Genomic DNA, 11,692 nt, shown 5'->3' with positions numbered 1-11,692 from the left:
CGGCCCGCCGGAGGCATCCGCCTCCGGCGGGCCGCCGCGTCGTGTCCCGGGCGTGCGCGGACCGTCCCCGTCAGCGGCAGGCACAGTGAGCGTGGGCACACCCGGAAGTCTGGGTACGCGTTGCGCGTTGTCGCAGCTCGGACACCTGTGGGCCCGGCGGAGGACGATCCGGGCGCACGATCCGCCAAGGAGGAGAAACACCGCATGACCACTGTCGCCGCGTACGCCGCGCCCGCCGCCAAGGCACCGCTGGAGCGCACCACGATCGAGCGGCGCGCCGTCCGCGAGCACGACGTGCTGATCGACATCAAGTTCGCCGGGATCTGCCACTCGGACATCCACCAGGTCCGTGAGGGCTGGGGCGAGGCGATCTTCCCGATGGTGCCCGGCCACGAGATAGCGGGCGTCGTGTCCGAGGTCGGCCCCGGCGTGACCCGGTTCAAGGTCGGCGACCGGGTGGGCGTCGGCTGCATGGTCGACTCCTGCCGCGTGTGCGAGAACTGCCGGGCGGGCAAGGAGCAGTACTGCGTCCAGGGCCAGACCCCGACGTACAACGGCATCGGCCGGGACGGCGAGCCCACCTACGGCGGCTACTCCGAGAAGGTCGTCGTCGACGAGAACTTCGTCGTGCGCATCCCGGACGGCCTCGCCCTCGACGTCGCCGCGCCGCTGCTGTGCGCGGGGATCACGCTGTACTCCCCGCTGAAGCGCTTCGGCGCCGGACCGGGCCGCAAGGTCGCGATCGTCGGCCTGGGCGGTCTGGGCCACCTGGGCGTGAAGATCGCGCACGCGATGGGCGCCGAGGTGACGGTGCTGTCGCAGTCCCTGCGCAAGAAGGACGACGGGCTGCGGCTGGGCGCCGCCCACTACCACGCCACCGGCGACCCGAAGACCTTCGAGGAGCTGCGGGGCGCCTTCGACCTGATCGTGTCGACGGTGTCGGCGCCGCTGGACTTCGGCGCGTACCTGTCGCTGCTGAAGACGGAGGGCACGCTGGCGAACGTGGGCGCGCCCGAGGACCCGGTCTCCCTCAACCTCTTCTCGCTGATCGGCGGCGGCCGCACCCTGGCCGGCTCGATGATCGGCGGCATCCCGGAGACCCAGGAGACGCTGGACTTCTGCGCCGAGCACGGCATCGGCGCGGAGATCGAACTGATCGCCGCGTCCGAGATCAACGAGGCCTACGAACGCGTCGAGAACAGCGACGTCCGCTACCGTTTCGTGATCGACACGGCGACGATCTGAGCTGCGCTGCCGCGCGGGTCCACGTCGGCCCCCGCGGGCGGCGGACGCGTGGGGGCGGCCGCCGGTGGGGCGGCGCTCCGTGGGCCGGGCGACCGGCTCCGGCGGGCGGGCGAGGTGCCTCGGGGCGCCCCGCCCGCCGTTCGCCTCACGCGTCCGCGTACTCCACGTACAGGGGACTGGCGACCAGGAGACCCGGGGTCCTCGTGGCGGGGAAGCCCGTGGTGACGCGGGCGTAGCCGCGCATCGTCGCCGCCGTCTCCGGGTGGGTCTGGGCGTCGATGCGGGCCAGGAGGGCGTGGAGGGCGGTGACGAGGGAGGGGCGGCGGCCGTCCGGGCCGGTGCCGAGGTCGTCGGAGAGGGCGGCGAGCAGCGCGCCGGGGGCGCTGGCGTCGGAACCGAGGAGGTTCCGTACGAGCGCGCCGGACTGGCGGGTCTCGTCGGTGACGCGGGGCGGCGGTCCGGCGATCAGGTGGTCGGCCGAGCCGTGCAGCAGCAGCCGGACGGGACGGTCCGGCTCCGGGGCGTCCGCGAAGAACACCATCGTCGGGTCGGCGCCGTCCAGGACGAAGTAGTTGAGCGGCGCCTCGAAGGCGATCCACTGCCCCGGCCGCACCCCCGCCTCCGTGTACCAGCGCGCCGACTCCTCGACGCGGCGCACCACCCGCAGCAGGTGCCGGCCCCACAGGTCGGACGCGGGGCCGGGCGACGGGTCCACCTCCACCCCGCCGAACGGCGTGGAGACGCTGACCCGCTGCCGGGGCCACGCGGACCGCAGTCCGGGCAGAAACTGCGAGAGTTTCCGGTCGGACAGGTAGATGACTTCCTGCACTCCTGCTCCGTTCTTCACACGTCCTGGAGACCGAGGAACTCGAAGGCCGCCGGCGGCAGCAGCTCCGAGGGCCGGTGGAGCCCGTCCGGGCCCGGCTCCATGTCCCGCACGATGCGGTCCAGCAACTCGTCGAGGCCCGGGCGACCGTCCGGGTCCGGACGCAGGCACGGCGCGACGACGTCCACGAAGGCGTCCGGCACGCCACGGAGGTCGGGCGCCTCGGACTGCATGCGCAGCATGGTGCGCACGGGGTCGCTGCCCGGGTACGGACTGTGCCCGGTCGCGGCGAACACCAGCACGGCGCCCAGCGCGTACACGTCGCTCGCGGACGTCACCTTCCGGGCGTCCAGCGCCTGCTCGGGGGACATGTAGGCGGGCGTGCCCAGCGTGGTGTGCGCGACGGTCAGCTTGCTGGCCGCCGCGGCCGCCGCCAGCGCGAGCCCGAAGTCGATCACGCGCAGGCCGTCCACGCCGACCAGCACGTTGGAGGGTTTCAGATCGCGGTGCACGATGTCCGCCGCGTGCACCGAGCGCAGCGCCTCCACCAGCTGCGCCGCCACCCAGCGCAGCGCCCCCAGCGGCAGCGGTCCGCACGCGTCGACGAGGTCCTTCAGGGACGGCGCCGAGACGTACGCGGTGGCCAGCCAGGGGATGTCACCGGTGGTGTCCGCGTCCACGACGGGCGGTGCGTAGAAGCCGTTCACGCCCCGCGCCGCGGCCACCTCACGCTGGAAGCGCCTGCGGAACTCCAGGTCGTCGGCCAGCTCCTCCTTGACGACCTTGACGGCGAGCAGCCGCCCGGCCGGGGTCCGCCCGAGGAACACCCGGCCCATCGACCCGCTGCCGATCCGCCGCAGCACCGTGTACGGCCCGACCCGGCGCGGGTCGAAGGGCTGCAGCGGCTTCCAGCGGGACGTGGGGTCCCACTCGTGGTGCTGGGGCCGCAGCACCGAACCGGCCGGAGGCGACGCGGGCGGCGGCACCCGGGGGAGGGACGCGGCGGTCTCCCGCACGACGCCGAGGGCGTCGATCAGCTCCCGGACCACCGGCGCCTCGACCGTGGCCGACGCCGACCGTACGAAGTGGCCCAGCTCGGTCATCTTGTCCAGGACGACCCTGCTGTCGACCCCGACTGTCCTGGCCAGCTCGTAGACCCGTACGTTCGCCACACCCGACTCCTCCACCGGAGGCCCGTCCTGGCCTCGCAGGGGTCAAGAATATGGGGGCGGACGGGGCAATATACGGACAAACACAGGGACGTCGCGCGGGTGTTGACGTCAGTGCGGCAGCGTGGGCCGGCGTCAGTGGGGCAGCGAGGCCGGACTGCCGCCGTTCGCCTCGTAGCCGGCGACCGCCAGGGCGCGGTACACCGCGAACTCGGCGGCCGGGTCCGGGGAGAGCGTCCACGGCAGCGCGCCGACGTGCCCGTCGACGTGTATGAGCTGGCTCATGGCCTCCGCCCAGCGCTCGGCGCGCACCAGGAAGAAGATCAGCATGTGCCGTACGTGCGCCAGCATCGGGTCGTCCGGGCGGGCCGAGTGCACCGCGTGCAGCGCGCCGTGGATCGCCTTGGAGACGGTCTCGCTCTGGTAGAACCCGCTGACCAGATTCACCTCCGGAAGGTGCTCGAACACCGCGAACAGCGGCATCGCGGCCAGCAGGGACCCCTGGGGCGCCCGCGCCGCCGCGGCCTCCGCGAAGTCGAACGCCTGCTGCCGCGAGCCGTGCCACTTCTCGCACCAGTAGTGCAGCGCGGCCAGGTGCGCGCCCATGTGCGCCGGGGCGCGGTCCAGGATCTTCAGCCAGACCTGCTCGAACTCCTGCTGCGAGTAACCGAGTCCGCGCGCCACGGACAGCTCCACGAGGTACGGTACCGGGTCGCCGGGGGCCAGCAGCGCGGCCTGGCCGCACGCCGCCTTCGCCTCCTCCATGATGATCCGGAACTCGTCCGTGCCGGGTGCGGCCGTGCGCCAGGCCTGCTGCACCAGGAACTCGGCGTGCACCGCGGCGCCGCCCGCGTCCTTGGGCGCCTCGGAGCGCCACACCCGCAGCCACTGGCCGCCCGGCGCCTCGGACACCCCGCCGGGCCGCTGCGCCAGCTCCAGCGACGCGGCGCCCGCGAAGGCCTGCACCCGTTGCCAGCGCTGCTCGCCGTCCGCGGGCGTGCCCGCCAGCAGCTGCTGCGCCGCGCGGTAGTCCTGGGTGCGCTGCACCACGTCGAGGACGTCCAGCAGGTCCTGGTCGGGGCCGGGCATGCGGATGTCCAGCTCCTCCTGGAGCGCGAAGCCGTAGTTCGCCGGGTCCGCCGCGTCCGGGTGGCCGGGCGGAACCAGGCCCACGGCGCCGCGCCGGCGGCGAAGGAACGGCAGCACCACGAAGCCGAGCATGACGAGGGCGATCAGGACCCACAGAATCTCCATGTCACCAGCGAACCAGACCGCGCGGCCGGATGGCCAACCCGCTGCCCGGACCTGTGGAAAAACCCCGCCGTCCGCCCCCGGGAAGGCCCCTCCGCCCCGCCCGGCGGTCCGCGGGCGTCACCACGGCGTTCCGCGCACTACCCTCGGGCGCATGAGCGACAGGCACATCAGTCAGCACTTCGAGACGCTCGCGATCCACGCGGGCAACACCGCCGACCCTCTGACGGGGGCGGTCGTCCCGCCGATCTACCAGGTGTCCACCTACAAGCAGGACGGCGTCGGCGGCCTGCGCGGCGGCTACGAGTACAGCCGCAGCGCCAACCCGACCAGGACCGCGCTGGAGGAGAACCTGGCCGCCCTGGAGGGCGGCCGCCGCGGGCTCGCGTTCGCGTCCGGACTGGCGGCCGAGGACTGCCTGCTGCGCACGCTGCTCGCGCCCGGTGACCATGTGGTCATCCCGAACGACGCGTACGGCGGCACGTTCCGCCTGTTCGCCAAGGTCGTGGCCCGCTGGGGCGTTCAGTGGTCGGTGGCCGACACCTCCGACCCGGCCGCGGTGCGGGACGCGATCACCCCGAAGACCAGGGCGATCTGGGTGGAGACCCCCTCCAACCCGCTGCTCGGCATCACCGACATCGCTGCCGTCGCCCAGGTGGCGCGGGACGTCGGCGTCCGGCTGGTCGTCGACAACACCTTCGCCACGCCGTACCTGCAGCAGCCGCTCGCGCTCGGCGCGGACGTCGTCGTGCACTCCCTGACCAAGTACATGGGCGGCCACTCGGACGTCGTCGGCGGCGCCCTGGTCACCGCCGACGCGGAACTGGGCGAGGAGCTGGCGTTCCACCAGAACGCGATGGGCGCGGTCGCCGGGCCCTTCGACGCGTGGCTGGTGCTGCGCGGCACCAAGACGCTGTCGGTGCGCATGGACCGGCACAGCGAGAACGCGACCCGCGTCGCCGACATGCTCACCCGCCACCCGCGCGTGACGAGCGTGCTGTACCCGGGTCTGCCCGACCACCCCGGTCACGAGGTCGCCGCCAAGCAGATGCGCGCCTTCGGCGGCATGATCTCCTTCCGCGTCGAGGGCGGCGAGCAGGCGGCCGTCGAGGTGTGCGACCGCGCGCGGGTGTTCACCCTCGGCGAGTCCCTGGGCGGTGTCGAGTCGCTGATCGAGCATCCCGGCCGGATGACGCACGCGTCGGTCGCCGGTTCGCAGCTCGAGGTGCCCGCCGACCTGGTGCGCCTGTCCGTCGGCATCGAGAACGTCGACGACCTGCTCGAGGACCTGCAGCAGGCGCTGGGCCGCTAGGGCCCGGACGAGGAGCCTGGTCACCAGCCGGTCGTCAGGGGTGGGGCCGTCCCGGACGGCGGCTCCACCCAGGGCCGGGCGGTCAGCGCCCACACGGTGAACGCCACGGCCGCCGCGCACAGCAGCAGCCACACCGCGCGCCGGGCGTACCTCCGGCGCCGCAGCACGCGGGCGCCGCGCCGCACGGCCTCCGCGGCGAGGCCGGGCGGCAGCACCGGGGGCCCCTGCGCCATCAGCCGCCGCACGCGCTCCTCGCGGTTCGTCCGGTTCACGCCGCCTCCCCGGTCATGACGGCACCGTGCCGACGCGTCCCGGCGCGCGGGCCGGTTCCGGAGCCGGGCGCAGCATGACGGCCATCGCGCGGTTCTGCACGGCCCGTACGCGCTCGGCGGGGAGCCCCAGCAGGGCCGCCGCCCGCTCCTCGCCGATGCCCTCGTGCAGCCGCATGACCAGGACCAGCCGCTCCTGCGGGCTCAGCCCGGCCAGCGGGCCGCCGGGACGGGGCCGGAAGGGGAGCCGCCCGCCGTGGCGCAGGGCGCCGAGCGCGAACCTGATCATCAGGTACTGCCGGGTGTGGTCGTACGGGTCCTCGCCGTGCAGCCGCTCCCAGCAGGCGTACGTACGGGCCAGGGCGAGGGTGAGCAGGCGCTGGGCGCGCGGGTTGGCGTCCCGCGGCTCGGCGGTCAGCAGGGTCGCGGTGTGCAGCAGCCGTCCGCCCGCGCCCGCGACGTACGCCCGGAACTCCTGGGCGCGACGGACGTCGTCGCACGCATGCCGTGGTCGCACCCGCACCTCCCGTGGCCCCCGCGGAGGGCCGCCCCGTGCCGTGCGGCGGACGGAAACCCTCTCCCCATATCAGGCCAGGGCGCGCATCCGGGTCAAGAGGCGCGCACGGTGCGGACGCGCGGCCGGATCAGGCGTCGCCGCGGTCGTGCCCGGCCATCCGGGCGGACAGCGCGCCGTTGAACCGGGTGAGGAGCGCGCAGAACGCCTCGCGCTCCTCCGGCGCCCAGTCGTCGGTCAGCTCGGCCATCAACTGCCGCCGGGAGGAGCGTACTTCCTCCAGGCGGGCCTGGCCGCGCGGGGAGAGCTGGAGCACGACCGCGCGGCCGTCCTCGGGGTGCGAGGTCCGCTTGACCAGGCCGGTGTCCACGAGCGGCGCCACCTGCCGGGTGACGGTGGAGGAGTCGATCCCCATGCTCGCGGCCAGGGCCTTGACGCCCATCGGGCCTTCCTTGTCGAGCCGGTTGAGCAGCAGGTAGGCGGCGCGGTCCATGGAGTTGCGGACCTGGCCGACCCCGCCGAGCCGGGTCTGTTCGGCACGGCGGGCGAAGAGCGCCACCTCGTGCTGCAGAGTGTCGAGAAGACCGGTGTCACCGTCCGCGGCCGGATCGGTCGTCATGTCCATCGACATTTCAGGTGTAGTGGGCATGGCGGGGGGCTCACTTCGTGATGGGCTGCTGATGGGACGACAGGGTACGCGGCCGGGGCGCGGACCGTACCAGGGCTGTGGAAAGCGGCCGTCCGCGGGTCGGTCACCGCGCCCGTCCTCCCCGGGGGGACTGCGATGCTGGAGACATGAACCACAGCACGGCCGGCCGACTGCGGACCGTCACCCTCGACGACGTGCGCGGCGCTCGGAAGACGCTCTCCGGCGTGGCCCGCACGACCGCTCTGGAGGGCAGCCGGCACCTGTCCCGGCAGGTGGGCGCGCCGACGCTGCTGAAGTGCGAGAACCTCCAGCGGACCGGGTCCTTCAAGCTGCGCGGCGCGTACGTGCGGATCGCCGGGCTGCTCCCCGAGGAGCGGGCCGCGGGGGTCGTCGCGGCGAGCGCGGGCAACCACGCGCAGGGCGTGGCGCTGGCGTCGGCGCTGCTCGGGGTGCGGTCCACGGTGTTCATGCCGAAGGGCGCCCCGCTGCCGAAGATCAGCGCGACCCGGGAGTACGGCGCCGAGGTGCGCCTGCACGGCCAGGTGGTGGACGAGTCGCTGGCCGCGGCGCAGGAGTACGCGCGCGAGACGGGCGCGGTGTTCATCCACCCCTTCGACCACCCGGACGTCATCGCAGGCCAGGGCACGGTGGGACTGGAGATCCTGGAGCAGTGCCCCGAGGTGCGCACGATCGTCGTCGGGGTCGGCGGGGGCGGGCTGGCCGCCGGGATCGCGGTCGCGGTGAAGGCGCTGCGGCCGGACGTGCGGATCGTCGGCGTGCAGGCGGAGGGCGCGGCGGCCTACCCGCCGTCGCTGGCCGCCGGGCGTCCGGTGTCGCTGGACCACCCGGTCACGATGGCCGACGGGATCAAGGTGGGGCGGCCCGGCGACGTGCCGTTCGGGCTGGTCGGCGAGTTGGTGGACGAGGTGCGCACGGTCACCGAGGACGAACTGTCGGCCGCGCTGCTGCTGTGTCTGGAGCGGGCCAAGCTGGTGGTCGAGCCGGCCGGGGCGAGCCCGGTCGCGGCGCTGCTGAGCCGGCCCGAGGCCTTCGAGGGGCCGGTCGTCGCGGTGCTGTCCGGCGGCAACGTGGACCCGGTGCTGATGGAACGGGTGCTGCGGCACGGCATGGCGGCGCAGGGCCGCTACCTGGCCGTCCGGCTGCGGCTGACGGACCGGCCGGGCGCCCTGGCCTCGCTGCTGGGGGCGCTGTCCGCGGTCGACGCCAACGTCCTCGACGTGAGCCACATGCGGACCGACCCGCGGCTGGGACTCACGGAGGCGGAGGTCGAGCTGCATCTGGAGACCAAGGGGCCGGCGCACTGCGCCGAGGTCCAGCAGGCGTTGCGCGACGCGGGTCACACGGTGACGGGTTAGCCGGCGGCGGGTCAGCCGGAAGCGGCTTCACCCCTTCGGGTAAATCCGTTGAGGGATGCGATACATCGCGTTAGTGTGTGTCTCTCGTCACGGTGTGGCCGCCGACGCCCCCGGCGCCCTCCCGGGCGCGCACCCGGCACATGCCGGCACACGAACCTAGGCTTTTCCGAAGAATCACGACGACGTGGAGATTTCTATGCCAGGTGCCATTCAAGCCGAAGGTCTGGTGAAGACCTTCGGAGACGTCAAGGCACTGGACGGCGTCGACCTCGAGGTCCCCGAGGGAACCGTCCTGGGACTGCTCGGGCCCAACGGCGCGGGCAAGACCACCACCGTCCGCTGTCTCACCACGCTGCTCCGTCCCGACAGCGGCAAGGCCGTCGTCGCCGGCATCGACGTGCTGAAGCACCCCGACGCCGTGCGCCGCTCGATCGGTCTGTCCGGCCAGTTCGCCGCCGTCGACGAGTACCTCACCGGCCGGGAGAACCTCCAGATGGTCGGCCAGCTGTACCAGATGAGGGCCAAGGCCGCCCGGGCCCGCGCGGACGAGCTGCTGGAGCAGTTCCACCTGGCGGACGCGGCCGACCGCACGGCGAAGACCTACTCCGGCGGCATGCGCCGCCGGCTCGACCTCGCCGCCGCCCTGGTCGTCTCCCCGCCCGTGATGTTCATGGACGAACCGACGACCGGTCTCGACCCGCGCAACCGCCAGCAGCTCTGGGACGTGATCAAGAACCTCGTCTCCAGCGGCACGACCCTGCTGCTCACCACGCAGTACCTGGAGGAGGCCGACCACCTGGCGCACGACATCGCGGTCGTCGACCAGGGCCGGGTCATCGCCCAGGGCACCTCCGACCAGCTCAAGGCCCGCACCGGCGGCGACCGCGTCGAGGTCGTGGTGCACGAGCGCGAGCACATCCGCACCGCGGCCGCCCTCCTCGACAAGTACAGCCTGCGCGGCCCCGGCCACGGCGACACCACGGTCGAGGAGCACATGCGCAAGATCACGACACCGGTCTCCGGCGGGGCGAAGCTGCTCGCCGAAGTCATCCGCGAGCTCGACGCCGACGGCATCGAGATCGACGACATCGGGCTGCGCCGCCCCACCCTCGACGACGTGTTCCTCTCCCTCACCGGCCACGCCGCCGAGTCCGCCCCGTCCGACGCCGAGGAGGCCGCGAAGTGAGCACCACCGCCGAGTCCACGCGGGTCGCATCCCCCGGCAACGCCTTCAGCCGCTCGGTCCGCGACTCGCTGGTCGTCGCCCGCAGAAACCTAATTCGGATGACCAGGATTCCTGAGATGATCCTTTTTGGTGTCATCCAGCCAGTTATGTTCGTAGTTCTGTTCACGTACGTCTTTGGCGGCTCCATCAACATTCCGGGGGCGCCTTCGGGTAGCGCGAGCGCCTACAAGGAATTCCTGATGGCCGGCATCTTCGCCCAGACCGTCACCTTCGCCACCGCCGGCGCCGGTGCGGGCATCGCCGACGACATGCACAAGGGCCTCATCGACCGCTTCCGTTCCCTGCCGATGGCACGTGGTGCGGTGCTGACCGGCCGTACTCTCGCCGACCTGGTGCAGACGGCGGTGACGCTGGCCGTGCTGGCGGGCGTGGCCCTGATCGTAGGCTGGCGAGCTGACGAGAACCTCGGCAAGGTGCTCGCGGGCTTCGGTCTCCTCCTTCTCCTCGGGTACGCGTTCACCTGGATTGGCGCGTTGATCGGCCTGACCGTACGCACTCCCGAGGCCGCGACCTCGGGCGGCCTGATCTGGCTGTTTCCGTTGACGTTCATCTCGAACGCTTTCGTCCCGGTCAACGGCATGCCCAATTTCCTTCAGTACGTCGCCGAGTGGAATCCGTTCAGTGCTACAGTGGCGGCGGCGCGCGGGCTATTCGGCAACACGATTGACGGTGTGCCGAAGTCGGTGACTGGCGCGTGGCCGATGGAACACCCGGTCTGGGCCTCGTTGGCCTGGTCCGTGCTGATTATCGTCGTCTTCCGAACGCTGGCAGTGCGCAAGTACCGCAAGGCGGTGTACTGAGCGCGACTCCAGGCGGCGTCTGACATGAAGAGGAAAGACAGCAAGCGGCCCAGAGTCGAACCTGCCAGCTCTGGGCCGCCTGCTGCACCACGTCAGCGGAAGAGCTTGTAGGGCGAGCTGCCCTGCCAGACGGTGCGCCCGTTGTAGACCGCAGCGGCCCACGTGGTCATGTTTCCGCATGCAGGCTTAGGAGCCGACACCTTGTGAGTGCCGGCGGTGAACTCCTTGCAGCCGGACGCGACTGGGGACCGCTGCAACCAGAACCACACCCACGCACAACCTGCCCCGAAGTGGTCATCTTCGGACTGATCCAGCCGATCATGTTCGTGGTGCTGTTCTCGTACGTGTTCGGCGGCTCGCTGGACATCGGCGGCAGCACCAGCCCGCAGGTCTACCGCGAGTTCCTGATGGCCGGCATCTTCGCCCAGACCGTCACCTTCGCCACCGCGGGGGCCGGAGCGGGCATCGCCGAGGACATGCACAAGGGGCTCATCGACCGCTTCCGCTCCCTGCCGATGGCGCGCGGCGCGGTGCTCACCGGCCGCACCCTCGCCGACATGGTGCAGACGGCGCTCACCCTGCTCGTGCTCGCCGTCGTCGCCCTGCTGGTCGGCTGGCGCACCCACACCGGCATCGGCGAGGTGCTCGGCGCGTTCGGCCTGCTGCTGCTCACCGGGTACGCGTTCACCTGGATCGGCGCGGTCATCGGCCTGTCGGTGCGCACGCCGGAGGCGGCCACCTCCGGCGGACTGGTCTGGCTCTTCCCGGTCACGTTCGTGTCGAACGCGTTCGTGGACTCCAGCAACATGACGCCGTGGCTGCGGCACATCGCGGACTGGAACCCGTTCAGCGCCACCGTCCAGGCCTGCCGCGAGCTGTTCGGCAACCCGGGCGTCTCCACCTCGGACGCCTGGCCGATGCAGCACCCGGTGTGGGCGTCGGTGATCTACTCGGTGCTGATCATCGTGGTCTTCCGGACCCTGGCCGTGCGCCGGTACCGCTCGGCGGCGGCATGACGGAGCTCCCGGCGCCGCT

At 72.4% G+C, this 11,692-nt stretch carries 12 protein-coding genes; 6 read left to right on the top strand and 6 right to left on the bottom strand.

Going from position 1 to position 11,692, the window contains the following annotated elements:
• Positions 1-204 precede the first annotated feature (204 nt).
• Positions 205-1,245 carry an NAD(P)-dependent alcohol dehydrogenase gene (locus ACIQ8B_RS07465; RefSeq protein ID WP_290007972.1) on the top strand — a complete coding sequence of 347 codons (1,041 nt, stop codon included), beginning with the start codon at positions 205-207 and terminating at the stop codon, positions 1,243-1,245.
• 145 nt (positions 1,246-1,390) lie between these two features.
• Here the strand turns inward: ACIQ8B_RS07465 and ACIQ8B_RS07460 are convergent, their stop codons facing one another.
• From ACIQ8B_RS07460 to ACIQ8B_RS07450, 3 genes are all read right to left on the bottom strand, one after another.
• Positions 1,391-2,074 carry an SAVMC3_10250 family protein gene (locus ACIQ8B_RS07460; RefSeq protein WP_403545949.1) on the bottom strand — a complete coding sequence of 228 codons (684 nt, stop codon included), beginning with the start codon at positions 2,072-2,074 and terminating at the stop codon, positions 1,391-1,393.
• A gap of 14 nt (positions 2,075-2,088) precedes the next feature.
• Positions 2,089-3,243 carry a translation initiation factor IF-2 N-terminal domain-containing protein gene (locus ACIQ8B_RS07455; protein ID WP_290007975.1) on the bottom strand — a complete coding sequence of 385 codons (1,155 nt, stop codon included), beginning with the start codon at positions 3,241-3,243 and terminating at the stop codon, positions 2,089-2,091.
• Positions 3,244-3,375: 132 nt separating this feature from the next.
• Positions 3,376-4,494 carry a hypothetical protein gene (locus tag ACIQ8B_RS07450; protein ID WP_403545946.1) on the bottom strand — a complete coding sequence of 373 codons (1,119 nt, stop codon included), beginning with the start codon at positions 4,492-4,494 and terminating at the stop codon, positions 3,376-3,378.
• Positions 4,495-4,645: 151 nt separating this feature from the next.
• On the opposite strand from ACIQ8B_RS07450, the gene ACIQ8B_RS07445 reads away from it, so the two are divergent.
• Entirely contained in the window at positions 4,646-5,803 is a 1,158-nt protein-coding gene (locus ACIQ8B_RS07445; protein ID WP_403545944.1) for a cystathionine gamma-synthase, read from the top strand.
• A 20-nt stretch (positions 5,804-5,823) separates the two neighbouring features.
• Here the strand turns inward: ACIQ8B_RS07445 and ACIQ8B_RS07440 are convergent, their stop codons facing one another.
• The 3 genes from ACIQ8B_RS07440 to ACIQ8B_RS07430 form a co-directional block, all read right to left on the bottom strand.
• A complete protein-coding gene (locus ACIQ8B_RS07440) occupies positions 5,824-6,075 on the bottom strand; it encodes a hypothetical protein (protein WP_403545942.1) in 252 nt (83 codons plus the stop codon).
• Between the two features lie 13 nt (positions 6,076-6,088).
• A complete protein-coding gene (locus tag ACIQ8B_RS07435) occupies positions 6,089-6,589 on the bottom strand; it encodes a sigma factor-like helix-turn-helix DNA-binding protein (protein WP_403545940.1) in 501 nt (166 codons plus the stop codon).
• A 127-nt stretch (positions 6,590-6,716) separates the two neighbouring features.
• Positions 6,717-7,217 carry a MarR family winged helix-turn-helix transcriptional regulator gene (locus ACIQ8B_RS07430; protein ID WP_290008167.1) on the bottom strand — a complete coding sequence of 167 codons (501 nt, stop codon included), beginning with the start codon at positions 7,215-7,217 and terminating at the stop codon, positions 6,717-6,719.
• Positions 7,218-7,381: 164 nt separating this feature from the next.
• Here ACIQ8B_RS07430 and ilvA point away from each other — a divergent pair, with 164 nt between their 5' ends.
• The 4 genes from ilvA to ACIQ8B_RS07410 all read left to right on the top strand — a co-directional run bounded on the left by ilvA (position 7,382) and on the right by ACIQ8B_RS07410 (position 11,673).
• Entirely contained in the window at positions 7,382-8,611 is a 1,230-nt protein-coding gene (gene ilvA / locus ACIQ8B_RS07425; RefSeq protein WP_290007984.1) for a threonine ammonia-lyase, read from the top strand.
• A gap of 196 nt (positions 8,612-8,807) precedes the next feature.
• Entirely contained in the window at positions 8,808-9,797 is a 990-nt protein-coding gene (locus ACIQ8B_RS07420) for an ATP-binding cassette domain-containing protein (RefSeq protein WP_403545938.1), read from the top strand.
• Entirely contained in the window at positions 9,794-10,657 is an 864-nt protein-coding gene (locus ACIQ8B_RS07415) for an ABC transporter permease (protein WP_403545936.1), read from the top strand. Before ACIQ8B_RS07420 ends, ACIQ8B_RS07415 begins: the two co-directional genes overlap by 4 nt.
• A gap of 251 nt (positions 10,658-10,908) precedes the next feature.
• Positions 10,909-11,673 carry an ABC transporter permease gene (locus tag ACIQ8B_RS07410; RefSeq protein ID WP_403546040.1) on the top strand — a complete coding sequence of 255 codons (765 nt, stop codon included), beginning with the start codon at positions 10,909-10,911 and terminating at the stop codon, positions 11,671-11,673.
• Positions 11,674-11,692 lie beyond the last annotated feature (19 nt).

This window comes from Streptomyces sp. NPDC096105 (assembly GCF_044763335.1).
GTDB lineage: Bacteria > Actinomycetota > Actinomycetes > Streptomycetales > Streptomycetaceae > Streptomyces.
The sequence above is the reverse complement of the archived record's forward strand: the minus strand, read 5'-3'. Positions and strand labels throughout refer to the sequence as shown.

Excerpts from the sequence above, each read along its gene's own strand:
- ACIQ8B_RS07465 (WP_290007972.1), top strand. The coding sequence starts at position 205 with ATGACCACTGTCGCCGCGTACGCCGCGCCCGCCGCCAAGGCACCGCTG.
- ACIQ8B_RS07450 (WP_403545946.1), bottom strand. The coding sequence starts at position 4,494 with ATGGAGATTCTGTGGGTCCTGATCGCCCTCGTCATGCTCGGCTTCGTG.
- ACIQ8B_RS07445 (WP_403545944.1), top strand. The coding sequence starts at position 4,646 with ATGAGCGACAGGCACATCAGTCAGCACTTCGAGACGCTCGCGATCCAC.
- ACIQ8B_RS07430 (WP_290008167.1), bottom strand. The coding sequence starts at position 7,217 with ATGTCGATGGACATGACGACCGATCCGGCCGCGGACGGTGACACCGGT.
- ilvA (WP_290007984.1), top strand. The coding sequence starts at position 7,382 with ATGAACCACAGCACGGCCGGCCGACTGCGGACCGTCACCCTCGACGAC.
- ACIQ8B_RS07420 (WP_403545938.1), top strand. The coding sequence starts at position 8,808 with ATGCCAGGTGCCATTCAAGCCGAAGGTCTGGTGAAGACCTTCGGAGAC.